Consider the following 22,930-nt stretch of genomic DNA (forward strand, 5'->3'; position numbering starts at 1 on the left):
GCAGGCGTGCCCGTCGCCGAACACCGATTCCAGCGGTTCTCCAGTGCCTCGCACGCGCCTCTCCACGGACGGCGTCGAGGGTGGGTCTCGACCGCATCGGTCACTCGAGCACCGGGTCCCGTCCACGGGCCCGTCAGATCCCACCAAGGAGCAGGACCATGTCCCACACCTCGAGCATCCGCCGCACCGCCGCCGTCGCAGGGACGGCCGGCATCATCGCCCTCTCCATGGCCGCACCGGCCTCGGCCCGCCCCGACCCGGGGAACGGCTCGCAGTCCGAGTGGAGCTGCCGTTCGCTCTGCTACGAAGGCGGGACCGAGGGCAGCTCCGGCGGCCTCGTCCCCAACGTCATCACGACTGACGACAACGCCATCGAGCTCCTCCAGCTCGGTGCCGGCGTCCTGGGCGGTATCGCCCTCGCCGGAGCCGGTATCGCCGTCGCGTCACGTCGCAGCCACGCCCACGCCGCCCACCCCGCGTGAGGCGTCACCCTCGCGGGGGGCCCGATGCTGAGATCGCCGGGCCCCTCGCGTCGACTCGCCGGGGGATGGACAGCGCGATGACGACGCTCGCGAAGCAGAGCCCCGCGGCGAACAGCCACGCCGAGCCGTAGTTGCCCGACGACTCGCGCACCCAGCCGGCGATCGAGGCCCCGACCCCGGCGCCGACCATGTGCGACGCGAACACCCACCCGAAGACGATCCCGGAGTCCGCGAGGCCGAAGTGCTGGCGGCACAGCGCCACCGTCGGCGGCACGGTCGCCACCCAGTCGAGCCCGTAGAAGACGATGAACACCCACAGCGCCGGCTGCACGTCCGGCGCCATCACGGCGTCGATGGCGAGCAGCGACAGCCCGCGCCCGCCGTAGTAGATCGCGAGGAGCACCCGCGAGTCGACACGGTCGGTGAGCCACCCCGAGGCGACGGTCCCGGCGATGTCGAAGATGCCGACGAGGGCGAGGAGCCCGGCAGCGGTCTGCGTCCCCATGCCGTGGTCGTGCGCCGCCGGGATGAAGTGGGTCTGGATGAGCCCGTTGGTCGACCAGCCGCACACCCAGAACGTGAGCATGAGGGCCCAGAACGTCCAGGTCCGGCTCACCCGCACGAGCACGGCGACGGCGTGGCGGGCCGGGGCGACACGGGGCCGGGCCGCGACGACGGCAGCGGCGTCGGCGGCCTCGCGCTCGGACTCGGCGGTCGCGCCGTAGGGGAGGAGCCCGCGGTCGGAGGGACGGTCGGCCATGAGCAGCCCGACGAGCAGCGAGACGACAAGGGCGAGCACGGCCACGACGAGGGCGGCGGCTCGCCACCCGTGCTGGGTCGCGGCCCAGGCGATTGCGGGGAGGAAGACGAGCTGCCCGGTGGCGTTGGCCGCCGAGAAGATCCCGGTGACGAGTCCGCGGTGCGACACGAACCACCGGTTGGCGACGATGGCCCCGAACACGAGCGCCATCGAGCCGGTGCCGATCCCGATGACGAAGCCCCAGAGGACCCACAGGTGCCACGCCGAGGTCATGAGCGTCGTCGCCGCACTGGCCAGCCCCACGGCGACGAGTGAGAGCGTGGCCATCCGCCGGACCCCGAACCGCTCCATGAGGGCCGCCGCGAACGGCGCGGTGAGCCCGTAGACGATGAGGTTGAGGCTCACGGCCCCCGACGTCGTCGTGCGCGACCAGCCGAACTCCTGCTCCACGGGCTCGAGCAGCACTCCCGTGGAGGAGCGGAAGGCTGCGGCGGCGACGAGGCCGGCAAGCGTCACGCCGGCGACGATCCAGGCGCGGTGGACCGGCTTGCGAGGAGGGTCGCCGGCGAACGGTTCGGAGCTGGCGCCGGTGCCCAGGGCGACGTCGTCGGTCATGAGGACGATCCTCACACCTGGGCTCGCGTCCGCCTAGTGGCAGGAACGCCACATTGTGCAAAGATCCAGCCATGAGCCCGTCGCGCAGCCCACGGCCGCACCGCGTCGTCGTCCTCCTCCTCGAGCCGCTCGTCGGCTACGACGCGACGATCCCCTCCGCCGTCCTCGGCTCGGCCAGGGACCCGCAGGGCTGCCCGCTCTACGAGGTCACGATGGCGTCGCTCGACGGCGGGCCGGTCGCCACGACGACGGGGTATGCCGTGGTGCCGCACGGTGACGCCTCGCTCCTCGAGCGCGCCGACACCGTGATCGTGCCCGGCACCCGCATCCCCGGCCCGCGGCTGGAGGGGAGCGTCCCCGACGACCTCGCCGCCGCGCTCGGACGGCTTCGCCGTGGTGCCCGGGTCGTCTCGATCTGCACGGGTGCCTACGTGCTCGCAGCAGCCGGCTTCCTCGACGGCCGCCGCGTCACGACCCACTGGCAGCACGCCGACATGTTCCGCGAGCTCTACCCGCAGGTCGACCTCGACGAGGACGTGCTCTTCACCGACGACGGTGACGTCCTCACGTCCGCAGGGCTCTCGGCTGGCGTCGACCTCTGCCTGCACCTCGTCCGGCGCGACCACGGTGCTGCCATCGCGAACGACGTCGCCCGCTACTGCGTCGTGCCGCCCTGGCGTGACGGGGGCCAGGCGCAGTTCATCGAGCGACCCGTCCCCGTCGTGGACGACGCCTCGACCTCGCGCGTGCGGGCGTGGGCGCTGGGGCACCTCGGGGGTGACCTCGCGGTGCCTGCCCTGGCCCGCCGCGCCCGGATGAGCGAGCGCACGTTCGCCCGTCGCTTCCGCGAGGAGACCGGGCTGACACCGGCGGCCTGGGTCACCCAGCAGCGGCTGCACTTCGCCCAGCACCTGCTCGAGACAACCGATCTCACGGTCGACGTCATCGCGACACGGGCGGGCTTCGGGACCGGTGCCTCGCTGCGCAAGCACTGCGCCGCCGCGCTGGGGGTGTCACCGCAGGCCTATCGCCGCACCTTCCGCGGCGCCGAGAGCAGGAGCGCATGAGCCGCAAGGACGAGCCGTTCGTCGACGTCGAGGCGCTCGAGACCGCGACGGCCGGTCTGCCCGCACCGCTCGTGACCGTCGACCTCGACGCCTTCGACGCCAACGCCGCCGACCTCACCCGTCGCGCCGCTGGTCGCCCGATCCGGCTGGCGAGCAAGTCGGTGCGTTGCCGGTCACTGCTGCGGCGCGCCCTCGACCGCCCCGGCTTCGCCGGCGTCATGGCGTATGCCGTGCCCGAGGCGGTCTGGCTCGTGCGGCAGGGCTTCACCGACGTCTTCGTGGCCTACCCCAGCGTCGACGGCGAGTGGATCCGGACGGTCACCGAGGACGAACACCTGCGCGACGAGGTCACGCTGACCGTCGACAGCGTCGAGCACGTGCAGTTCCTCGTCGACCTGCTCGGCTTCGGGAGCGGCGTGCGCGTCGCGCTCGACGTCGACTGCTCGCTGCGTGTCGGGCGTCTCCACCTCGGGGTCCGGCGCTCGCCCTTGCGCACCCCCGCAGACGCGCTCGCCGTCACCCGGGCGGCGCTCGACGCCGGGCTGCGGGTCGTGGGGCTGATGTTCTACGACGCCCAGGTCGCCGGGCTGCCGGACCGGGGACCGCACCTCAGGACCCTGAAGAAGCGCAGCCTCGCCGACCTCGCGGAGCGGCGCGCACCCCTCGTCGAGGCGGTGGGCGCGCTCACCGACCTCGAGTTCGTCAACGGCGGTGGCACCGGCAGCCTGGGCCGGCTCGCCGGAGCGGACGGCCTCACCGAGCTTGCGGCCGGCTCGGGGCTCTACGGCCCGACGCTCTTCGACGCCTACGACGACTTCTCCCCGCGTCCCGCGATGGCCTATGCGCTCCCGGTGGTGCGACGGCCCGCGACGGGGGTCGTCACGGCATACAGCGGGGGTTATGTCGCGAGCGGCGAGCCGGGCTGGACCCGCGTGCCGAGCCCGGTCGACCGCGCCCTGCGGCTCATCCGCAGCGAGGCGGCGGGTGAGGTGCAGACGCCGCTGCGGGGGAGTGCCGCGGACCGCTTGGCCATCGGCGACCGGGTGTGGATGCGGGGCGCCAAGGCCGGCGAGCTGCTCGAGCGCTTCGACCACGTTCACCTGGTCCGGCAGGGGCGGCTCGTCGAGACCGTGCCGAGCTATCGCGGTGAAGGGCAGAACTTCGGATGACGTGGAGCAACTGGGCCGGCAACGTCACGGCCTCCCCGACGCGGGTCGTCGAGCCGAGGTCCGACGAGGACGTCGTCGACGCCCTCAAGCAGGCGGCCGAGCGGGGCGAGCGGGTGCGGGTGGTCGGCGCCGGTCACTCGTTCACGCCGCTGGCGGCGACCGAGGGCACGATGCTCCGGCTCGGTCACCTGTCCGGGCTGGCCGCGGTCGACCGTGCCCGGCAGCGCGTCCGCGTCCAGGGCGGCACGCCGCTGCACGTCCTCAACCCGTTGCTCGACTCGCTCGGGCTCGCGCTGCCCAACCTCGGTGACATCGACCGGCAGGGCATCGCCGGCGCCGTCGCGACCGGGACGCACGGCACCGGGGTCCGCCACCAGGGGATTGCCGCGGCGGTGACCGGGATGACGCTCGTGCTCGCGGACGGGAGCATCGTCTCCGTCGACGACGCCCACGACGCCGAGCTCTTCCGCGCGGCGACGGTCGGGCTCGGGGCCTTCGGCGTCGTCACCGAGGTCGAGCTCCAGTGCGTGCCGGCCTTCCGGCTCCGGGCGCTCGAGACGCCGGGGAGGCTCGACGAGGTGGTCGACGGCTACGAGGAGCTGGTCACGGCCCACGACCACGTGGACTTCCACTGGTTCCCGCACACCGATCGCGTTCTCCTGAAGCGCAACTCACGCGTCGATGACGACGACCCCGGCAGGCCGCAGCCGCGGTGGCGGGAGTGGCTCGATGACGACCTGCTGAGCAACCGCCTCTACGAGGCACTCAACCGTGCCGCGACCGCACGCCCCGGCATCGTGCCGCGGCTCAACCCCGTCGCCGCGCGACTGCTCGGCCCCAAGGAGTACACCGACACGTCGTGGAAGGTCTTCTGCACCTCGCGCGACGTCCGCTTCCGGGAGAGCGAGTATGCCGTCCCGCGCGCCTCTCTGCCCGCCGTCATCCATGGGCTGCGGGCGTGGATCGACAGCCACGACGTGTCGCTGCCCTTTCCGGTCGAGGTGCGCTCGACGGGAGCCGACGACGTGTGGCTGTCGACGGCATACGAGCGGGAGAACGCCTATGTCGCGGTCCACCAGTACCACCGGATGGACGACGGGGGAGTGTTCGCGGCGTTCGAGGCGATGGTGCGCGAGCACGACGGGAGGCCGCACTGGGGCAAGCTGCACACCCTCGGCGCCGAGGACCTCGCGCGGCTCTATCCGCGCTTCGCGGACGTCCAGCGGGTTCGCGACCGGGTCGACCCCGATCGCCGCTTCGCCAACGAGCACCTGACCCACCTGCTGGGTCCCTGACGGCGCTGTGCACTGCTGCGCCGGGCCGCAGCAACGCACACCCCCGCTGTGCAGTGCTGCCCTGGAGCGCAGCACTGCACAGCGCCGAGCGACCAGGTCAGTGCGTCAGTGGCCGGACGTCAGGGGCAGGGATCGGGCTCGAGGGCGGCGAGCCGGGCTCGGCGGTTCGTACGCCCCTGGCGGAGCGAGTCCACCGACAGGAGCACCAAGGCCACCCAGACGATCCCGAACCCGACCCAGAGCGCACCGGACACGTCCTCGTCGAGCACGATCACCCCGATGAGCAGCTGCAGCATCGGGGTGAGGAACTGGATGAGCCCGATGGTCACGAGTGGGATGCGGCGGGCAGCAGCAGCGAAGAGCAGCAACGGAATCGCCGTGACGACGCCGGCGGCGACGAGCAGCGACGTGTGCCAGACACCCTCCGACCCGAACGTCGTCGACCCCTGCGCACCCAGCCAGACGAGCACCCCGACCGCGACGGGTGCGAGCACCATCGTCTCGACCGTGAGCGAGTGCATCGCGTCGAGCGTCGCCCCGACCTTCTTCTTGACCAGCCCATAGAACGCGAACGAGAACGCCAGCGACACCGCGATCCACGGGAACTCGCCGCCGGCCACGGTGAGGTAGACCGCGGCCACGGCACCGACGGACACCGCCGCCCACTGCAACGGACGCAGGCGCTCACGCAGCACGAACACGCCCAGCCCGACCGTGACGATCGGGTTGAGGAAGTAGCCGAGCGCCGCGGCATACGTCCGTCCGGTGATGACGGCGAGGACGTAGATGACCCAGTTCGCCGCGATGAGCAGCGCCGCGATCGTCAACCCACCGAGCAGCTTCGGCCGGGCAGCCACCGTCCGCAGCCACCCGAAGTCACGACGGACGAGCAGCACCAGCGTGCAGAACGCGAGGGTCCACAGGATCCGGTGCGCGAGGATCTCGAACGCGCCCGACGGCTTGAGCGCGTGGAAGTAGAGGGGGAACAGACCCCAGATGCCGTAGGCGAGGAAGGCGTATGCCGTCCCCCGCCTCAGCTCTGCGTCGTCACCGGCGAGGGGTGGGCTCACGCTCCGGTCATCCGACAGTCCAGGTGTCACGCCCGCGCAGGAGGGCGCCGAGGTCGTCGTCGGTCGCCGGTCCGCCGCCGATGTCGACGGCAGCCTTGACCTGGGCGCGCACCCCGTCGTCGTAGGTCGGGCGCGAGACCGACCGGAAGATGCCCATCGGCACGTGCGTCATCTCCGGGGAGTCGAGCCGCGACAGCGCGAAGGCCTGGCTCGGGTCCTCGGCGGCCGCGTCGTGCACGACGACCTCGAGGTCCTCGGCCTCGACGGCAGCCGCGGCGACGAACTCGAGGCGACCACCCGGCATACGGACGAGGACCTTGCGGTCGTCCTCGGGACCGACGCCCACGGGCTCGCCGTCGAGGAGGTGCACGATGCGCGCCTCCTGCTGGGTGCGGTCCTTGATGAGGTCGAACGCGCCGTCGTTGAAGATCGGGCAGTTCTGGTAGATCTCGACGAGCGAGGTGCCCCGGTGCTCGGCGGCCGCGCGCAGGATCGAGGTGAGGTGCTTGCGGTCGGTGTCCATGGTGCGCGCGACGAACGTCGCCTCCGCGCCGAGGGCCAGCGACACCGGGTTGAACGGCTGGTCGACCGACCCGAGGGGCGAGGACTTCGTGACCTGACCGACCTTGGACGTCGGGGAGTACTGGCCCTTGGTCAGGCCGTAGATCTCGTTGTTGAACAGCAGGATCGTCATGTTGACGTTGCGGCGCAGCGCGTGGATGAGGTGGTTGCCACCGATCGACAGCGCGTCACCGTCACCGGTCACGACCCACACGGACTGGTCGGGCCGCGACGTCGCGAGACCGGTCGCGATCGCCGGCGCGCGGCCGTGGATCGAGTGCATGCCGTAGGTGTCGAGGTAGTACGGGAAGCGGCTCGAGCAGCCGATGCCCGACACGAACGTGATGTTCTCGCGCTTGAGCCCGAGCTCGGGCAGGAACGACTGCACCGCCGCGAGGATCGCGTAGTCGCCACACCCGGGGCACCAGCGCACCTCCTGGTCGGAGGTGAACTCCCGCTTGGTCTGCTTCGGGGCGTCCGGAGCCAGCAGGGGTATGCCGGCCAGCCCGCTCGGGCGCGCGGCGGCACCGTTGCCCGTCGCACCGTGGGCGACGACGTCGTGCTGGGTGGGCTGGTGGTCGGTGGTGGTCACGAGACCTCCTCCAGGTGGGTGAGGACGACGTCGGCGAGGTCGACCGTGGAGAACGGCAGGCCGCGGACCGACGTGTGCGGGCGGACGTCGACGAGGAACTCGGCGCGCAGCAGCATCGAGAGCTGGCCGAGGTTCATCTCGGGGACGACGACGCGGTCGTAGGACCGCAGCACCTCGCCGAGGTTGGCGGGGAACGGGTTGAGGTGGCGCAGGTGCGCGCTGGCGACGGCGTGGCCGGCGTTGCGAACAGCCCTGACAGCAGCGGCGATCGGGCCCTGGGTGGATCCCCAGCCGAGCACGAGCAGCCGCGCGTCGCCGGCCGGGTCCTCGACGACCACGTCCGGGATGCCGGCGATGCCCGCGATCTTGGCGGCACGCAGGCGCGTCATCTTGTCGTGGTTGTCGGGGTCGTAGGAGATGTTGCCGGTGACGTCGGCCTTCTCGATGCCGCCGATGCGGTGCTCGAGGCCGGGCGTGCCGGGGACGGCCCAGGGCCGGGCGAGGGTCTCCTCGTCACGAAGGAACGGGTGGAAGACCGGGTCACCCTTGTCGTCGACGCCGTTGGGCTCGCTCGCGAACTCGACCTGCAGGTCGGGCAGCTCGCTCACCTCGGGGACGGCCCATGGCTCGGAGCCGTTGGCGAGGTAGCCGTCACTGAGCAGGAAGACAGGCGTCCGGTATGCCGTCGCGATCCGGACCGCCTCGAAGGCGGCGTCGAAGCAGTCGGCCGGGGTCGACGGCGCGATGATCGGCACCGGGGACTCGCCGTTGCGGCCGAACATCGCCTGGAGGAGGTCGGCCTGCTCGGTCTTGGTCGGCAGGCCGGTGGACGGGCCGCCGCGCTGGACGTCGACGATGATGAGGGGCAGCTCGAGGGACACGGCGAGGCCGATCGTCTCGGACTTGAGCGCCACACCCGGGCCGGAGGTCGTCGTCACGCCGATGGCGCCACCGAAGCTCGCGCCGAGGGCGATGCCGATGCCGGCGATCTCGTCCTCGGCCTGGATCGTGGTGACGTCGTGCCGCTTGAGTGCGGAGAGCGCGTGCAGGATGTCCGAGGCCGGGGTGATCGGGTAGGACCCGAGCACGAGCGGCAGCCTGGCCTGGTGGGCGGCGGCGACGAGGCCGTGCGCGAGCGCGGTGTTGCCGGTGATGTTGCGGTAGGTGCCGGGCGGCATGACCGCGGGCGCGATCTCGTAGCTCGACGCGAAGTCCTCGGTCGTCTCGCCGTAGTTCCAGCCGGCCTTGAGGGCGGTGAGGTTGGCCTCGAGGATCTCGGGGTGCGCGCCGAACTTCTTGGTGAGGAAGGCCTCGGTGCCGGTCGTGGGCCGGGTGTACATCCACGACAGGAGGCCGAGCGCGAACATGTTCTTGGCGCGCTCCTTCTCCTTGCGGGTCAGGCCGTCGAAGGCGGTGAGCGCCTCGACCGTGATGCTCGTGAGCGGGACGGCGTGGACGTGGAACGACTCGAGGCTGCCGTCGTCGACGGGGCTCTCGGCGTAGCCGACCTTGGCGAGGTTGCGCTTCGAGAACTCGTCGGTGTTGACGATGATCGTGGCGCCCCGCGGCACGTCGGCGATGTTGGCCTTGAGGGCGGCCGGGTTCATGGCGACGAGGACGTCCGGGGCGTCGCCCGGCGTGAGGACGTCGTGGTCGGCGAAGTGCAGCTGGAAGCTCGAGACACCCGGCAGCGTGCCTTGGGGCGCGCGGATCTCCGCGGGGAAGTTGGGCAGCGTCGACAGGTCGTTGCCCATGGCCGCGGTCTCGGAGGTGAACCTGTCCCCGGTGAGCTGCATCCCGTCGCCGGAGTCCCCGGCGAAACGGATGACGACGCGATCGAGCTTCTGGACGGTCTTGCTGGACATGAACACCTGACTCGAGAGACGTCGGTCGGGACGCGTGCGTCGTGTCCCGACGTGGTGCCTCCATCGTACGACCGAGGTAAGGCAAGGCTATGGAGGTGTCCACACAGAAACCGGACGCGGACCCGGCCGGCCGTCGGGGAGCACCAGATGTCGCTCTCCTCACGGCGCGGTGGGTGTGTCCGCCGCGGGGGGCGCGCCGCTAGTCTCGTGGCATGACGGGATACATCGCTGCTGCCGCCGTCCTGGCGACCGGCATGCTGCTCGTCATCGCGGCGATGGGCGCCCGCTTCCTGCTCGCCCCCCGGGCGGCCACCGCCGCCAAGCTCACGACCTACGAGTCGGGCGTCGACCCGGTCGGCCAGGGCTGGGCGCAGAGCCAGGTCCGCTACCTCGCCTACGCGTTCCTCTACGTCGTCTTCGCCGTCGACGCCGTCTACCTCTTCCCGTGGGCCTACGTCCTGCGCGACGCCGACCTGGGCGTCGCGTCGCTCGTCGAGATCGCCATCTTCATCGGCATCATCGTCATCGGGCTGGTGCACGCCGCCCGTCGTGGCCTCCTGCGGTGGACGTGAGCCACGTGGACGTGACAGGCGTGGACGTGACCGATGTGGACGTGACCTCGTGACCGCCGACCAGCCCGTGATGCTGCCGATGCCCCGCGTCGGCCCCGTCGGTGAGCACGCGCCCAAGCCGATCCGGGTGGTTCTCAACTGGGGCCGTCGCTACTCGTTGTGGGTCTTCAACTTCGGGCTGGCCTGCTGCGCCATCGAGTTCATCGCCGCGTCGATGGGCCGGCACGACTTCATCCGCCTCGGGGTCATCCCGTTCGCCCCCGGCCCGCGGCAGGCCGACCTCATGATCGTCTCGGGCACGGTGACCGACAAGATGGCTCCCGCGATCCGGCGCCTCTACGACCAGATGCCCGAGCCCAAGTACGTCATCTCGTTCGGCGCCTGCTCGAACTCGGGCGGCCCGTACTGGGACTCGTACTCCGTGACGAAGGGCGTCGACCAGCTCATCCCCGTCGACGTCTACGTCCCCGGCTGCCCGCCGCGGCCCGAAGCCCTGCTCCACGGGATCATCCGGCTCCAGGAGCAGATCGCCGGTGAGCGCCTCTCCGGACGCGCCATCGCCGACCGGCTCGGTGGTGCGAGCGCGACCGGCCCGCGCTACACCGCCCACCGGACCGCCTCCGCCGCCGAGGTGACGCGCGAAAGAGTCGAGCGCCCTCGGTGACCCTCGTCGTCCTCGGGGTGCTCGCTTTCGCCATCGAGTTCGCCTTCATGGTGGGCGTCTTCATGCTCGCCGCCGGTCTCACCGGGGGTGGCGTCGTCGGCAGCCTCGTCGGCGTCCTCGCGGTCGTGCTCGTCGCCTCGCTCTGGGGCGTCTTCGTCGCTCCCCGGGCGCGGCGACGGCTGCCGAAGCTGCCGCGGGCGCTCGCCGCCGGGGGAGCAGTCGGCGTCGTGGGCGCCGGCCTGCTCGGGCTGGGCCACCAGCGCTTCGGCCTCGTCCTGCTCGGCGCCGGCCTCGTCCTTGTCGCCGCCCAGCTGGCCCTCGACGAGGCCGTGCCGACCGCCCCGCCGCGTCCTCGGCGCGACGCGGCGGACTCGCGCCGCTCGCGCTCCCGACGCCGGCGCTGACCGCCAGCGAGTCAGAAGGTGGCGAGCCGACCACCCAGGGGTGGTCGGCTCACCCATGTCTGCATCGCTCGAGCCTGCTTGCTGCCGAGGCGGGCCTACCCGTAGGTAAGAACTTGGCAAATTCGTGTGACACAGGTCACTCACGAGGCTCCGGCACCCCTAGGTTGCGACCACCAGTCCTGCCACCCATGGGAGATGTCAATGACGACAGTTCGAGCGTTGGGCCTGATCGCCGCGGGAGCCGCCGCGACCAGCCTCGTGATCAGTGCAGCACCCGCACAGGCCGCCAGTTCCTACGTCGCCCTCGGCGACTCGTACTCCTCCGGGACCGGAACCCGCAGCTACATCGCCGACGGCACCTCGTGCCAGCGCTCGACCTTCGCCTACCCGTCTCTCCTCGCCGCCTCCAAGGGCCTGGCCCTCAACTTCCGGGCCTGCTCCGGCGCGACGATCCCCGACGTCACCAACACCCAGCTCAGCGCGCTCACGTCGTCGACGACCCACGTCACCATCTCGGTCGGCGGCAACGACGCCGGCTTCGCCGACGTGCTCACGGAGTGTGCGATGCCCGGTTGGGCCAGCAACTGCAACGGTGCGATCGACGCCGCGCAGAGCTTCGTCAACAACGTCCTCCCGGGCAAGCTGTCCACGCTCTACACCTCGATCCGCTCCAAGGCGCCCAACGCCAAGGTCGTCGTCGTCGGCTACCCGCGGATCTTCATGGGCGAGGACTGCAACGCCTTCACCTGGTTCTCACCGGCCGAGGAGACCCGCCTCAACGCGATGGCGGACCTGCTCAACAGCAAGACCTCGTCGGCTGCGAGCGCCAAGGGCTTCAGCTTCGCGAACCCGACCTCTCGCTTCATCGGTCACGCCGTGTGCGACGACGTCGAGTGGATCAACGGGCTCTCGGACCCGGTCAGCGAGAGCTACCACCCCAACAAGCCCGGCCACTCGAGCGGCTACGCCCCGACGGTGAGCACCCCGCTCACCGGCAGCGCGTTCACGCTCAGCGCGACGACCAGCAAGCGCGCTGCCGCCAGCGCCGACCGGCTCGCTGCCCAGCAGCGGACGTATGCCGCCCAGGACGCCTCGATCGAGCCCAAGGAGTTCCGCGCTCCGGACCTCACGACCGCGGCGGTCAAGGCGGCTGCGGCGCGAGCCGGTGTCGACCTCGCCTCGCGGGCGAGCATCGACGAGGCCGACCGCGTCTGGTCCGCCCGCCAGACACCGACCCGCTGACCAGCGGATCGGTGACCTCCTGACGAGCCTCCCCGGCGGCTCCCGACTGATTGCCTTTTCCGGCGCTGCTGGAAAGGGCAGTCAGTCGTCCGGGGGCGGATGGAAAGGGCAATCAGTGGCGCATCCGTCGAGCAGCTGTCGTGCCGTGGCTAGGCTGCGAGGGTGAGCACCGATGAGCTGCACGTCGTCGCCGTGGCCGAGTGGCACGAGGCGATCTCGGCGGCGCGGGCGACCGGGTTCACCTTCTTCGACTGGCTCAGCGCCGTGGACCGCACCTACGACGCAGTCGTCCCCGGCTACGACGTCGTCCTGCGCGCACTGAGCCTCCAGCGCCGCGACCCGGTGGTGGGCGTCGAGCTCGCGGGACTGCACGGCATACGGATCACGACGCGGGTTCCGGAAGGTGCGTCGCTCGCCTCCGTCACCGACGTGTATGCCGGCGCGGCCTGGCACGAGCGTGAGACGCACGAGATGTTCGGGCTCGAGTTCGACGGCTTCGACGACGGGTCCGGCTCCGGGCTGCGGCCCCTGCTCCTCCCCGACGGCTTCGAGGGCACCCCGCTGCGCAAGTCGTTCGTCCTGGCCGCGCGGGCGTCCAAGCAGTGGCCCGGCGGCAAGGAGCCCGGTGAAGGCCACGACTCCGCGAAGTCGCCCTCGCGGCGTCGCGTCCAGGCGCCCGGCGTCCCCGACGCGACCTGGGGCCCCCGCTGACCGGGTCACCCCCGACCTCCTCGGTGTGCGTTCGACGTCAATGACCTATTGGTGTGTACGAACACCTATAGGTCATCGACCCCGACAGCACCCATGCGGCGGGGGCTGCGGCGCCGATGCTCGAGACGGGTCACTCGGGCTCGTTGGGAGTGGACCCGCCGATCCGGTAGGGCGTCGTGACGCCGTCGTACATGAGGTGGGCGATGAGCCCCTCCCGCGCGTGGGGGAGGTTGTGGCAGTGGTCCATCCAGATTCCCGGGTTGTCGGCGACGAAAGCGACGTCAAAGCTGGACCCGACCGGCACCTCGAGCGAGTCGGTCCACCACGGGCTGCCGGTCGCGGGCTTCCCGTCACGGGCGAGGACGAGCAGGTGGTGTCCGTGCAGGTGCATCGGGTGGGTCTCGTTGCTGCGGTTCGTGATCTCCATGCGCACGACGTCGCCCTCGGACACGACGTACATCGGGATGTTCGGGTAGAGCTTGCCGTTGATCGACCAGTGCACGCCGGGACGGCCCTTGACGAAGCCCGGACGGCGCCCGATCGAGTACGTGAACCGTCGGTCGGGCTGGTCGGGGTCGAAGGCGAGTGACGTGGGGGTGCCGTAGGTGAGGAGGTCGACGTCGTCCTTGGGACGAGACGTCCACGGCGTGGTCGAGCCGGGAGGCCCCACGACCAGCGAGGCGCCGCTGAGCTCGACGCGGACGGCGCCCGACGTCGGCACCTCGACGACGACGTCCGCCCGCCCCCCTGCCGGCACGACGAGGGCCTTGCCCTCGACCTCTGCGGGTGCGTTGACGTCCGTGCCGTCGATCGCGGCGACGACGTATGCCGCCCCGCTCACCCAGAGCGGCGCGACGCCGGCATCGGTGTTGATGACCCTGACCCGCACGCGATCGCCGGCGGCGGCGTCGACGTGCTGCTCGCCCACCTTCCCGTTGATGGTGCGCTTGCCGCCGTAGGTGTGGGACAGGGCCACGACATCGGCGGCGGAGGCGGTGGCGGTGACGGGTGTGGCGGCGGGTGTGCTCGAGGCCTTCGGCGTGATGACGAGGGCGCCGAGGAGCCCCTTGCGGACCTGCTCGTGGGAGACCTGGTGCGAGTGGTACCAGTACGTGCCGACCTGGCGCGCGACGAAGCGGTAGGTGCGCGACTGCCCCGAGTGCACGGCGTCCTGCGTGACTCCGGCGACCCCGTCCTCGGCGTTCGGTACGTCGAGGCCGTGCCAGTGCAGCGTCGTCCCGCCGGGCACGGACTCGTTGACGAGCGTCACCTCGACGATGTCGCCCTCGGTCGCGCGGATCGTCGGCCCGGGTGAGGTCCCGTTGAGCGTGATGCCCTGCACGGTGACGCCGGGCGCGATGGTGATGCGCCCGGAGGCGGCCACGAGCCGGAGGCTGACGTCCGGCGTGCCACCCTCCTGCTCGACGAGGTCGTCCACCGAGACCTTCGTGGTCGAGGTGCCCGGCAGCCCGTGGGTCGGGCCGTGGCCACCGGCTCCGGCGCCACCGACGACCCCGGCGACACCGTCGAGTCCGGCCTCGTGGACCCCCATGTCCATGACCGAGAACGTCTCGGGCATGCGGCTGGCGTTCCACATCCAGCCCAGGGGAAGGGTGATGGCGAGGGTCGCGACAAGGGCCAGCAGGAGTGCCAGCCGGCTCTTGCCGCGGACCGTGGTCTGGTCAGGCGATGACACGTTCCCTCGGGACGTCCGAAGCCCCAGTGGCGTCGCCGACGAGGCGGCGGGAGCGGTAGAACGTCCAGGCCGCCGACGAGAAGAGGACCAGGGCGTTGATCCCGTGCAGGGCTCCGATGATCGGGAAGCTGTGCCCGAGGAGCCCCAGGGTCACCTGGAGGACGACGAGCCCCAGGACGATGCCGCCCCACTTCGAGCCGCCCGGGACCTTGGCGAAGAACGACGAGACGAGGAGGAGGAGCGCGAGGAGCGGGATGACCATCATCCCGTTCATGCCGTGGAGCATGAACGCGATGAACTCGGAGAAGGGAGCATCGCCGCCCTCGAACGCCGCTTCCATCCCCGCCTTGTCGATGACGCCGCCATCCTCGACGTACTTGCCCATCCCGGCATCGCCGTAGACGATGAACGATGCCTGGAGCATGACCTCGACGGCGATCAGGCCGGCGAGCACACGGTAGACAGTCCGCATGGTTGAGCCTTTCTGACAGGGCCCGGCCGAGAGCAGTGCCACCGACCGCGCCGCGGAACGTCAGGGGCGTGCCCCTGCACTGGTGAGGAGGTTCCGGCTGGGCCTCTGATACATGGTCCCGCCGCGGGTTTCCACTGTCTGGCGTTTGGCGAAATGCCGCTGCCGAACGGCACCCACCATGTCGTGCCCCTGACAACTAGGCTGCCCACGATGAGCGTGCTCGAGGTCGTGGTGAGGTCGGTGGCCGTGCTGGCCGCCTTCCTCGTGTTCCCCCTCCTCGTCGGCCAGGCCGAGCACAAGCTCATGGCACACATGCAGGGACGCCTTGGACCGATGTATGCCGGTGGGTTCCACGGGTGGGCCCAGCTCGTCGCCGACGGGGTGAAGTTCGTCCAGAAGGAGGACATCACCCCCAGCGCGGCCGACCGGACGATCTTCCGGATCGCTCCCTTCGTGGCGCTCGTGCCCTACCTGCTCGCCATGGCCGCCCTGCCGCTGCAGTCCGGCGTCGCCGGTGTGGACGTCCCCGCCAGCGCCGTCCTCATCCTCGCCGCGACCAGTGTCGGTGCCCTCGGCACGCTCATGGCCGGGTGGGCGAGCGCCAACAAGTACGCCCTGCTCGGCGCGCTCCGGTCCGCGGCCCAGCTCGTGTCCTACGAGCTCCCGCTCGTCCTCGCCGTCGCGTCGGCCTGCCTCGCCGCGGGCACCCTGAGCCTCACCGGGATCGTCGAGGCCTGGAACCCGTGGTGGCTGCTCTGGCAGCTGCCCGCGATGCTCGTCTTCCTCGTGGCGGCGCTCGCCGAGCTGCAGCGGCCGCCGTTCGACATGCCCATCGCGGACGCCGAGCTCGTCATGGGTCCGTGGACCGAGTACACCGGGCTGCGGTTCGCCTTCTTCCTGCTCGCCGAGTACGCCGGGATCGTCGTCTTCTCGCTCCTGTTCGCCGTGCTCTTCCTCGGCGGCTGGCGCGGACCGTTCGACGAGCAGCTCGGCTGGGCCTGGACCCTGGCCAAGGGCTTCGGCGTCGCGGTCCTCGTCATCTGGTTCCGGGTGGCGTGGCCGCGCATGCGCGAGGACCAGCTGCAGCGGCTCGCCTGGCTGGTCCTCCTTCCTCTGGCCCTGATCCAGCTGGCCCTGACCGGAATTGGCGTGGTGGTGTGGCAGTGAACGACGAGACCAAGCGGAGCGGACCCTCGAGCAAGGGCATGCTGCCCGGCATACTCAAGGGCTTGGCGACGACCGCGAAGACGGCGACGCGCAGGACCCACACGCACGAGTACCCAGACGTCGCCCCCGACCTCCCGCCGCGCAGCCGAGGCGTGATCGCGCTGCTCGCGGAGAACTGCACGAGCTGCATGCTGTGCGCCCGCGAGTGCCCGGACTGGTGCATCTACATCGACTCGCACAAGGAGACGATCCCGGCGACGACCGAGGGCGGTCGCGACCGGCAGCGCAACGTCCTCGACAACTTCTCGATCGACTTCTCGCTGTGCATGTACTGCGGCATCTGCATCGAGGTCTGCCCGTTCGACGCGCTGTTCTGGAGCCCGCAGTTCGAGTACGCCGAGACCGACATCCGCGACCTGCTCCACGACAAGGACCGCCTCGGCGGGTGGATGGAGACGGTCCCGCCGCCGCCCGCGCTCGACGAGCACGCCGCCGAGCCGGCCGAGGTCGCCGCCGCGAACAAGCCTGCCCGTATGCCGCGGGGCCGCGAGACATGACCTCTCTCGACCTCGCGTTCGCGGCGTGCGGACTGCTCGCCGTCGTGGGCGGGCTGCTCGCCGTGACGACGCAGCAGGTGGTCCACGCCGCGCTGTGGCTCGTCGTCGCCCTGCTCGGGGTCGCCGGGTGCCTGCTCGTGCTCGGGCACGAGCTCGTGGCCCTCGTGCTCGTGCTCGTCTACGTCGGAGCGATCGTCGTGCTCGTGCTCTTCGCGCTCATGCTCACCCGCGCACCGATCGGACCCGACCTCGCCCACGCCGTGCCGTGGTGGCGCCGCGTGCTGGCGGGACTGGCGGGAGCGGCGACGACGGGGCTGCTCCTCACGGCGCTGCTGCCGCTCGCCGGTGACGCTGTGGAGCGGCGCGAGATCGCCAACCAGGCCGTCGCGACCGAGCTCTTTGGCACGTGGGTGTGGCCCTTCGAGGCCCTGTCGGTGCTGCTGCTCGCGGCGCTCGTCGCCGCCCTTGCCGTCTCGCGCGGCGCAGGGTCTGGTGGGGGTGCTGGGGTCGGTGCGGGCGCTGGCGCCGGCTCGAGCGCCGCGCACGACCGGAGCAAGGAGGCCGCGTGATCCATCTCGCCGGCCCCTACATCGTCGCCGCGCTGCTCGTCGGGCTCGGGGTCATGGGCGTCCTCGTCCGCCGCAACGCCGTCCTGCTGCTCATCGGCGTTGAGCTCATCCTCTCGGGCTCGCTCGTCCTGCTCGTGGCGTCCGGTGCGACCTCGCCGTCGCGCTGGGAGACGTCGAGCATCCTGCCGCTCTTCGTCATCACCATCGCTGCGGCCGAGGTCGTCGTCGCGCTCGCGGTCATCCTCACGGCGTTCCGCCTGCGCGGGTCGATCGACCTCGACGAACCCCTGGACGAGCGACTGATTGCCCGTTCGGCCAGTTCCTCGTCCCTCGGAACCGGCCGAACGGGCAATCAGTCGCGCAGCGGGCGGGGTGAGGGGGCGTGAGCGCGCAGTGGGTCTCCTACCTCCTCGTCGGGATCCCCGTCCTCGCGGCCTTGGCCACCCTGCCGCTGCGACGCACGCCGGCGCTCGCCGCACTCGTCGCCACAGGCGCCGCGATCATGTCCGTGTTCGTCTCGGTGGTCGGGCTGGCCGTGGCCCAGACTCCCATGGAGGGTCGTCTCTTCCTGCGCGAACCGTTTCAGGTCGGCGACATCGAGATGCCGCTCCGGCTCGCCTGGGGCCCTTCCACCGCGGCCGTCGCGGGCGTCGTCGCGCTCGTGGCCGCCGCCGTGCTGGTCTTCACCCGCTGGTACCTCGCCGACGACGACCGGCTCGCCCAGTTCGCCGCGACGGTCTCCCTGTTCACCGCCGCGATGATGCTCGTCGTCCAGGCCCGCGACCTCGTGCTCACCCTCGTCGGCTGGGAGGTCATGGGCTGGTGCTCCTACCTGCTCATCGGCCACTGGTCGCGCAAGGAGTCCGCACGCCGCGCGGCATACAAGGCCTTCCTCGTGACGCGCGTGGCCGACATCGGCTTCGTGCTCGGCGTCGTCATCCTCGTCGCGGGCGTGGGCTCGACCGACCTCGAGAGCGTTCTCCTCTACTGGACCGCACCCAGCGAGTGTGTCGAGACGGCCACCCAGCCCCTCTGCATCGCCGGTCCCGAGCCGTGGGTGCGCAGCCTCGCCCTCTCACTCCTCGTCATCGGCGTCCTCGGCAAGTCGGCGCAGTTCCCGTTCCAGGACTGGCTGCCGGACGCGATGGAGGGCCCCACCCCCGCGTCCGCGCTCATCCACGCCGCGACGATGGTCGCCGCCGGCACCGTCGTCCTCGCCCAGCTGTTCGAGGTGCTCGTCCTCGCCGACGGTGCGCGGTGGCTCCTCGGCCTGGCGACCGCCGTGACGATGGTCGGGGCGGCGGTCCTCGCCCTCGGGCAGTCGGACCTCAAGCGGCTCCTCGCGTGGTCGACCGTGAGCCAGGTCGCGATCATGCTGTCGGCGCTGGCGACGGCCACAGACGAGATCGGACCCGACCCGGGGCTGTTCCACCTCTGGTCGCACGCGATCTTCAAGTCGCTGCTCTTCCTCACCATCGGCTGGCTCTCGGTCGTCGCCGGCTCGACTCTGGCCGTCGCCCTGCGGGGCAGCGCCGCTGTCCACCAGCTCGCGCGCGTGGCCTGGCTCTTCGGACTTCTCGCCCTCGCGGGCGCGCCGTTCGTCGTCGGCGGGCTCTCCAAGGAGCACGTCATCGCGACGGCGTACGAGGGCGCGGTGAGCGCGGGCGGACCCGGCGTCATCGTCCTTGCCGCCCTGCTCGTCACCGTCGTCCTCACCGCGGCCTACGCGACCCGCGCCCACCTCGTCGTCACCGACCCCGGACAACAATCGACCAATAGGTCAGGAAATGTCGACGGAGCCGACGCCGCCGTCGGACCACATTCGACCAATTGGTCACAAAATGTCGGCGGAGCCGACGTCGCCGCCGGACAACAATCGACCAATTGGTCAGAAAGTGCGGAGGAGGACGCGCAGGAGCACCCGGACGAGGACCACCTCCGTATGCCGTCTCCTCCCGTTCTCCTGGCGCTCGCGGTCCTCACCGTCCTCACCGTGGTCGGTGGGCTCGTCCTGCTCACCGGGCTGTTCGACGTCCACGGGGCGTCGGTGTGGTGGGTGCTCCTCACGCTCCTGCTCATCCTCGTCGGTGGCGGCATCGTCTGGCTGGCCCGTGACCACGGCGACCCGCGTGACGCCTTCGTCCGCACGCCCCGCCAGCGCGACCTCGCCGACGCGGGACTCGGGTTCGACACGGCATACCGCGCGGTTGTGGTGCGGCCTGTGCTGGGACTGGCCTCGGTCGTCGCCTTCCTCGACCGCGAGGTCGTCGACGGCTACGTGCGCGGGGCGGCGGCGTCGGCCGGCATCGCCGGCTGGCTCACCGAGCGCGGGCACCGGCGCGAGGCCGCGTCCGGTGGCGTGGCGCTCGTCGCGCTCGGGCTCTTGGTCGCGGCCGGGACGGCGGTGCTCGCATGGCGCTGATCCTCATGCTCCTCATGCCCGGTGCCGTCGGCCTGTGGCTCGTCACCGGTGGGCGCGCGCTTCCGGCGTCGTCGGCCCGCCTGGTCGCCTTCGTCGCCGCCGGTGGGGGCGGGCTCGCGGCCCTCGTCGCGACCGTGATGCGGCCCGTCGTCGACCGGGCGTGGATCCCCGACCTCGGTGTGCGCTGGCACTTCGAGGTCGACGGGGTGAGCGCGCCGCTGGTCGTGCTCACCGCCGTCATCGGCGTGCTCGTCGTCGCCCATGCGTGGGTCGAGGAGCCGTGGGCCGACGCTCCCGGCAGTGGCAGCGCCGCGACCTACCTCGGCGCGCTGCTCCTCGTCGTGGCCGGTGCGTTCGCCGCCTTCGCCGCACGCGACGCGGTGCTGTTCTTCCTCGCGTTCGAGGTCGTCCTCGTGCCGATGTGGGTGCTCATCAGCCGCTACGGCGACCGGCACAGCGCCGCGGCCCGTGCCGATGCCTCGGCGCGGTTCATCCTCTACACGGCGGTCGGCTCGACGCTCATGCTCGTCGGCATCCTGCTGCTCGTGGCGCGCGCAGGCACCGCGGACCTCGGCGAGCTGCCTGCGGCCGCCGCCGGGCTGGGCCTGGGCGAGCAGACCCTCATCGCAGCGCTGCTCACCCTCGGCCTCGCCGTCAAGGTCCCGGTCTTCCCGTTGCACACGTGGCTGCCCGCCGCCCACACGACCGCGCCCACCGCCGGTTCCGTCCTGCTCGCCGCCGTGCTGCTCAAGCTCGGCACCTACGGCCTCGTCCGGCTCCCGCTCGCCAACGTGCCCGAGGGGTTCGCCCGCATCGCACCCGTGCTGGCCATCACCGGCGTCGTGGGCATCCTCTGGGGTGGCCTCATCTGCCTCGTCGAGCGCGACCTCAAGCGGCTCATCGCCTTCTCGTCGGTGGCCCACATGGGCTTCGTCGTCCTCGCCCTCGCCTCCGGCACGGAGACCGGCGTCCAGGCGGCGCTCATCGGTAACATCGCCCACGGCGTCATCTCGGCGATGCTCTTCGTCATCGTCGGCGGCCTCAAGCATCGCTGGGGCTCGGTCGACCTCGCCGTGGTCCGACCCGCACTGCGGGAGGTGTCGCCGCGCCTGGGCTTCGCGCTCATCCTTGGCTTGGCCGCAGGCCTGGGCCTCCCCGGCCTCGCCGGGTTCTGGGGCGAGCTCGTCTCCCTCCTCGCTGCGTGGAACCCGGCCCAGCACACCGGGATCCTGCGCACCTGCGCCGTCATCGCCGCGGTCGGTGCCGCGCTCGCCGCGGCCTACTCGCTGCGCGTGGCCCGGGTCGTCTGGGTCGGTGAGGCCGTCGCCGCCGAGGCGGTCGACGACGCGAGACGGCAGACACCCGACGCGCGGTCGGTCGAGCTGGCCGTCCTGGCCGTGCTCGGCGTCGCCGTCGTCGCCATCGGCGTCGCACCGTTCCTCGTCTTCTCGGTGACGGCCGACGCCGTCACCGCCCTCGTGGGGAGCGGCCGATGACCCTCGACATGCAGTGGGCGCTGCTCCTGCCGGCACTGGTGCCCGTCGCCGCGATGGTGCTCGTCCTGGTCGTCGACGCGGTCGCGCAACGCGCCCGGCTGGCCGCACCAGTCATCGGCGCACTCGGGCTCGGTGGGGGAGCGGCGACGGCACTGCCCGGTCTCGTGGCCTCCGAGCCACGCCTCACCCTCTGCACTCCCGCACCAGACGGGCGCTGCCTCTGGGACGGCGGCCCGCTGCCGAGCACCCTCCAGGCCGCCGCCCTCCTCGCGACGCTCGCCGTCCTCGCGCTGCTGTCGGTACGCAAGGTGGGTGTCATCGAGGTCGTCATGCTCCTCGCGTCGGCGAGCGGAGCGGCCGCCGTCGTCGCCGCTCGCGATCTCGGCACCTGGCTCATCGCCCTGGAGCTCGCGACGCTGCCCGTCATCGCCCTCGTCGCGTGGCGTGAGCGCCGGGCCGCCGCCCACGGTGCCCTGACCCTGCTCACCACCTCGCTCGTGTCGTTCGGGCTGCTCGTCCTCGGCACCGCGCTGTGGGTCACGGCGACCGGCGACCCGACCCTCACCGGGCAGTCGCTGGCGACCGCGTGGGCGGTGCCCGAGCAGCGCACGCTCGCCGGCCTCGCCACCGTCGTGCTCCTCGCCGGGCTCGCCTTCAAGCTGTCGGCCGTGCCGTTCCACGCGTGGACGCCAACGACCCTGACCTCGGGCCCCCTGCCGGTGTCGGCCCTGCTCGCGTCGGCCTCGAAGCTCGCCGCCGTCGGCGCGCTCGTCGTCGTGCTCGCGCCCTACGACGCGGTCGTGGGCATCAGTCCCGGCCCCCACGTCGTCGTCGCCGCCCTCGTCACCCTCACGGTCGCCTCGATGCTCGTCGGCACCGTCATGGCGCTGCGCCAGGTCGAGGTCGTCCGCCTGCTCGCGTGGTCGACCGTCGCGCAGGCGGGCTGGATCCTCCTGCCCCTCACGTCCCTCACCGTCGCCGGCCGTCAGGCTGCCGCGGCCTACGCCCTCGTGTATGCCGTGGCCAGCCTCGTCGCGTTCGCTGCGGTCCGCGCCGTCCACGGGTGGCGAGCCGAGGACGGTCGGGAGCTCACGGCATACACAGGCCTCTTGCGACGGGACCCGCTCGCGGGCGGGACGCTGGCCCTCGCGCTGCTCGTCCTCGCCGGGCTGCCCCCGGGAGTGATCGGCCTCGTCGCCAAGGTCGTGGCGCTGCGGCCCGCGGTGGAGGCCGGGCTCTGGCCGGTCGCCGTCGTGGCGGTCGTCGCCGCGGTGCTGGGGATCGCCGTCTACGTAAGGTGGTTCGCGGTGCTCTTCGGCGAGCCCGAGGCCGGTGCCCCGCCACGCCCGCGGTCGCGTCGGGCGAGCCTCGGCGTAGCCGTCGCCGGAGCGGCCGTCCTCGTCGTCACGAGCGTGCTGCCGCAGCTGCTCGTCGGGCTGGTCACATGAGGGCCGACACGGAACGATCACGCACAGGTCGAGC

Annotated in this window: 22 protein-coding genes; 16 read left to right on the top strand and 6 right to left on the bottom strand. The window is 71.6% G+C overall.

The features are described 5' to 3' along the window. Positions 1-158 precede the first annotated feature (158 nt). Entirely contained in the window at positions 159-482 is a 324-nt protein-coding gene (locus tag LL946_RS11610; protein WP_404380798.1) for a hypothetical protein, read from the top strand. 4 nt (positions 483-486) lie between these two features. On the opposite strand, the gene LL946_RS11615 is transcribed toward LL946_RS11610, so the two are convergent. Beyond that, positions 487-1,857 carry an MFS transporter gene (locus LL946_RS11615; RefSeq protein WP_404380800.1) on the bottom strand — a complete coding sequence of 457 codons (1,371 nt, stop codon included), beginning with the start codon at positions 1,855-1,857 and terminating at the stop codon, positions 487-489. Positions 1,858-1,928: 71 nt separating this feature from the next. On the opposite strand from LL946_RS11615, the gene LL946_RS11620 reads away from it, so the two are divergent. From LL946_RS11620 to LL946_RS11630, 3 genes are read left to right on the top strand one after another with little or no spacing between them, the layout of a single operon-like run. Next, positions 1,929-2,924: a GlxA family transcriptional regulator gene (locus LL946_RS11620; RefSeq protein WP_404380802.1), complete on the top strand. Its 996-nt coding sequence runs from the start codon at positions 1,929-1,931 to the stop codon at positions 2,922-2,924. Further along, entirely contained in the window at positions 2,921-4,093 is a 1,173-nt protein-coding gene (locus tag LL946_RS11625; RefSeq protein WP_404380804.1) for an amino acid deaminase/aldolase, read from the top strand. Before LL946_RS11620 ends, LL946_RS11625 begins: the two co-directional genes overlap by 4 nt. Then, a complete protein-coding gene (locus tag LL946_RS11630) occupies positions 4,090-5,388 on the top strand; it encodes a D-arabinono-1,4-lactone oxidase (protein WP_404380806.1) in 1,299 nt (432 codons plus the stop codon). Before LL946_RS11625 ends, LL946_RS11630 begins: the two co-directional genes overlap by 4 nt. A gap of 119 nt (positions 5,389-5,507) precedes the next feature. Here LL946_RS11630 and rarD read toward each other — a convergent pair whose 3' ends face one another. The 3 genes from rarD to LL946_RS11645 all read right to left on the bottom strand — a co-directional run bounded on the left by rarD (position 5,508) and on the right by LL946_RS11645 (position 9,476). Then, positions 5,508-6,458 (bottom strand): EamA family transporter RarD, encoded by a 951-nt coding sequence (rarD, locus tag LL946_RS11635; RefSeq protein ID WP_404380808.1) that lies wholly within the window; start codon positions 6,456-6,458, stop codon positions 5,508-5,510. A 7-nt stretch (positions 6,459-6,465) separates the two neighbouring features. Next, on the bottom strand, positions 6,466-7,524 hold the full coding sequence (locus tag LL946_RS11640; protein ID WP_404386871.1) for a 2-oxoacid:ferredoxin oxidoreductase subunit beta: 1,059 nt from the start codon (positions 7,522-7,524) through the stop codon (positions 6,466-6,468). A gap of 83 nt (positions 7,525-7,607) precedes the next feature. Further along, positions 7,608-9,476: a 2-oxoacid:acceptor oxidoreductase subunit alpha gene (locus LL946_RS11645; RefSeq protein WP_404380810.1), complete on the bottom strand. Its 1,869-nt coding sequence runs from the start codon at positions 9,474-9,476 to the stop codon at positions 7,608-7,610. Between the two features lie 212 nt (positions 9,477-9,688). Here LL946_RS11645 and LL946_RS11650 point away from each other — a divergent pair, with 212 nt between their 5' ends. The 5 genes from LL946_RS11650 (at position 9,689) to LL946_RS11670 (ending at position 13,069) form a co-directional block, all read left to right on the top strand. Next, the gene (locus LL946_RS11650) at positions 9,689-10,048 is read left to right on the top strand and encodes an NADH-quinone oxidoreductase subunit A (RefSeq protein WP_404380812.1); all 360 of its coding nucleotides are present in this window, start codon (positions 9,689-9,691) and stop codon (positions 10,046-10,048) included. A 70-nt stretch (positions 10,049-10,118) separates the two neighbouring features. Further along, entirely contained in the window at positions 10,119-10,712 is a 594-nt protein-coding gene (locus tag LL946_RS11655) for an NADH-quinone oxidoreductase subunit B (RefSeq protein WP_404386873.1), read from the top strand. Further along, the gene (locus LL946_RS11660) at positions 10,709-11,116 is read left to right on the top strand and encodes a DUF2568 domain-containing protein (protein ID WP_404380814.1); all 408 of its coding nucleotides are present in this window, start codon (positions 10,709-10,711) and stop codon (positions 11,114-11,116) included. Before LL946_RS11655 ends, LL946_RS11660 begins: the two co-directional genes overlap by 4 nt. Before the next feature lie 201 nt (positions 11,117-11,317). Further along, entirely contained in the window at positions 11,318-12,358 is a 1,041-nt protein-coding gene (locus tag LL946_RS11665) for an SGNH/GDSL hydrolase family protein (RefSeq protein WP_404380816.1), read from the top strand. Positions 12,359-12,520: 162 nt separating this feature from the next. After that, entirely contained in the window at positions 12,521-13,069 is a 549-nt protein-coding gene (locus tag LL946_RS11670; RefSeq protein ID WP_404380818.1) for an NADH-quinone oxidoreductase subunit C, read from the top strand. 130 nt (positions 13,070-13,199) lie between these two features. On the opposite strand, the gene LL946_RS11675 is transcribed toward LL946_RS11670, so the two are convergent. Together LL946_RS11675 and LL946_RS11680 are read right to left on the bottom strand one after the other, a co-directional pair. After that, entirely contained in the window at positions 13,200-14,765 is a 1,566-nt protein-coding gene (locus LL946_RS11675) for a multicopper oxidase family protein (RefSeq protein ID WP_404380820.1), read from the bottom strand. After that, complete coding sequence (locus tag LL946_RS11680) at positions 14,752-15,237, bottom strand: DUF6220 domain-containing protein (RefSeq protein WP_404380821.1); 486 nt, start codon at positions 15,235-15,237, stop codon at positions 14,752-14,754. Before LL946_RS11680 ends, LL946_RS11675 begins: the two co-directional genes overlap by 14 nt. A gap of 210 nt (positions 15,238-15,447) precedes the next feature. On the opposite strand from LL946_RS11680, the gene LL946_RS11685 reads away from it, so the two are divergent. From LL946_RS11685 to LL946_RS11715, 7 genes are read left to right on the top strand one after another with little or no spacing between them, the layout of a single operon-like run. Next, positions 15,448-16,404 carry an NADH-quinone oxidoreductase subunit H gene (locus LL946_RS11685; RefSeq protein WP_404380823.1) on the top strand — a complete coding sequence of 319 codons (957 nt, stop codon included), beginning with the start codon at positions 15,448-15,450 and terminating at the stop codon, positions 16,402-16,404. 38 nt (positions 16,405-16,442) lie between these two features. Continuing rightward, complete coding sequence (locus LL946_RS11690) at positions 16,443-16,961, top strand: 4Fe-4S binding protein (RefSeq protein WP_404386875.1); 519 nt, start codon at positions 16,443-16,445, stop codon at positions 16,959-16,961. Then, positions 16,958-17,530, top strand: a complete 573-nt coding sequence (locus LL946_RS11695) for an NADH-quinone oxidoreductase subunit J (protein WP_404380825.1) — start codon at positions 16,958-16,960, stop codon at positions 17,528-17,530. Before LL946_RS11690 ends, LL946_RS11695 begins: the two co-directional genes overlap by 4 nt. Further along, positions 17,527-17,916: an NADH-quinone oxidoreductase subunit NuoK gene (gene nuoK / locus LL946_RS11700; protein WP_404380827.1), complete on the top strand. Its 390-nt coding sequence runs from the start codon at positions 17,527-17,529 to the stop codon at positions 17,914-17,916. Before LL946_RS11695 ends, nuoK begins: the two co-directional genes overlap by 4 nt. After that, positions 17,913-19,952, top strand: a complete 2,040-nt coding sequence (locus tag LL946_RS11705; RefSeq protein WP_404380829.1) for an NADH-quinone oxidoreductase subunit L — start codon at positions 17,913-17,915, stop codon at positions 19,950-19,952. The genes nuoK and LL946_RS11705 overlap by 4 nt, the downstream gene beginning before the upstream one ends. Continuing rightward, positions 19,943-21,448 (top strand): NuoM family protein, encoded by a 1,506-nt coding sequence (locus tag LL946_RS11710; protein WP_404380831.1) that lies wholly within the window; start codon positions 19,943-19,945, stop codon positions 21,446-21,448. Before LL946_RS11705 ends, LL946_RS11710 begins: the two co-directional genes overlap by 10 nt. Next, complete coding sequence (locus LL946_RS11715) at positions 21,445-22,896, top strand: proton-conducting transporter membrane subunit (protein ID WP_404380833.1); 1,452 nt, start codon at positions 21,445-21,447, stop codon at positions 22,894-22,896. Before LL946_RS11710 ends, LL946_RS11715 begins: the two co-directional genes overlap by 4 nt. Positions 22,897-22,930: the final 34 nt, after the last annotated feature.

It is taken from the genome of Knoellia locipacati, assembly GCF_044791685.1.
In the GTDB taxonomy this organism is placed as follows: Bacteria; Actinomycetota; Actinomycetes; order Actinomycetales; family Dermatophilaceae; genus Knoellia; species Knoellia locipacati_A.

What these genes read in the sequence shown, in the direction of transcription:
- LL946_RS11620 (WP_404380802.1), top strand. Translation starts at nt 1,929, where the DNA reads ATGAGCCCGTCGCGCAGCCCACGGCCGCACCGCGTCGTCGTCCTCCTC.
- LL946_RS11650 (WP_404380812.1), top strand. Translation starts at nt 9,689, where the DNA reads ATGACGGGATACATCGCTGCTGCCGCCGTCCTGGCGACCGGCATGCTG.
- LL946_RS11715 (WP_404380833.1), top strand. Translation starts at nt 21,445, where the DNA reads ATGACCCTCGACATGCAGTGGGCGCTGCTCCTGCCGGCACTGGTGCCC.
- LL946_RS11695 (WP_404380825.1), top strand. Translation starts at nt 16,958, where the DNA reads ATGACCTCTCTCGACCTCGCGTTCGCGGCGTGCGGACTGCTCGCCGTC.
- LL946_RS11680 (WP_404380821.1), bottom strand. Translation starts at nt 15,237, where the DNA reads ATGCGGACTGTCTACCGTGTGCTCGCCGGCCTGATCGCCGTCGAGGTC.
- LL946_RS11655 (WP_404386873.1), top strand. Translation starts at nt 10,119, where the DNA reads ATGCTGCCGATGCCCCGCGTCGGCCCCGTCGGTGAGCACGCGCCCAAG.
- LL946_RS11630 (WP_404380806.1), top strand. Translation starts at nt 4,090, where the DNA reads ATGACGTGGAGCAACTGGGCCGGCAACGTCACGGCCTCCCCGACGCGG.
- LL946_RS11615 (WP_404380800.1), bottom strand. Translation starts at nt 1,857, where the DNA reads ATGACCGACGACGTCGCCCTGGGCACCGGCGCCAGCTCCGAACCGTTC.
- LL946_RS11645 (WP_404380810.1), bottom strand. Translation starts at nt 9,476, where the DNA reads ATGTCCAGCAAGACCGTCCAGAAGCTCGATCGCGTCGTCATCCGTTTC.
- LL946_RS11685 (WP_404380823.1), top strand. Translation starts at nt 15,448, where the DNA reads ATGAGCGTGCTCGAGGTCGTGGTGAGGTCGGTGGCCGTGCTGGCCGCC.
- LL946_RS11690 (WP_404386875.1), top strand. Translation starts at nt 16,443, where the DNA reads ATGCTGCCCGGCATACTCAAGGGCTTGGCGACGACCGCGAAGACGGCG.
- LL946_RS11665 (WP_404380816.1), top strand. Translation starts at nt 11,318, where the DNA reads ATGACGACAGTTCGAGCGTTGGGCCTGATCGCCGCGGGAGCCGCCGCG.
- LL946_RS11710 (WP_404380831.1), top strand. Translation starts at nt 19,943, where the DNA reads ATGGCGCTGATCCTCATGCTCCTCATGCCCGGTGCCGTCGGCCTGTGG.
- LL946_RS11625 (WP_404380804.1), top strand. Translation starts at nt 2,921, where the DNA reads ATGAGCCGCAAGGACGAGCCGTTCGTCGACGTCGAGGCGCTCGAGACC.
- LL946_RS11610 (WP_404380798.1), top strand. Translation starts at nt 159, where the DNA reads ATGTCCCACACCTCGAGCATCCGCCGCACCGCCGCCGTCGCAGGGACG.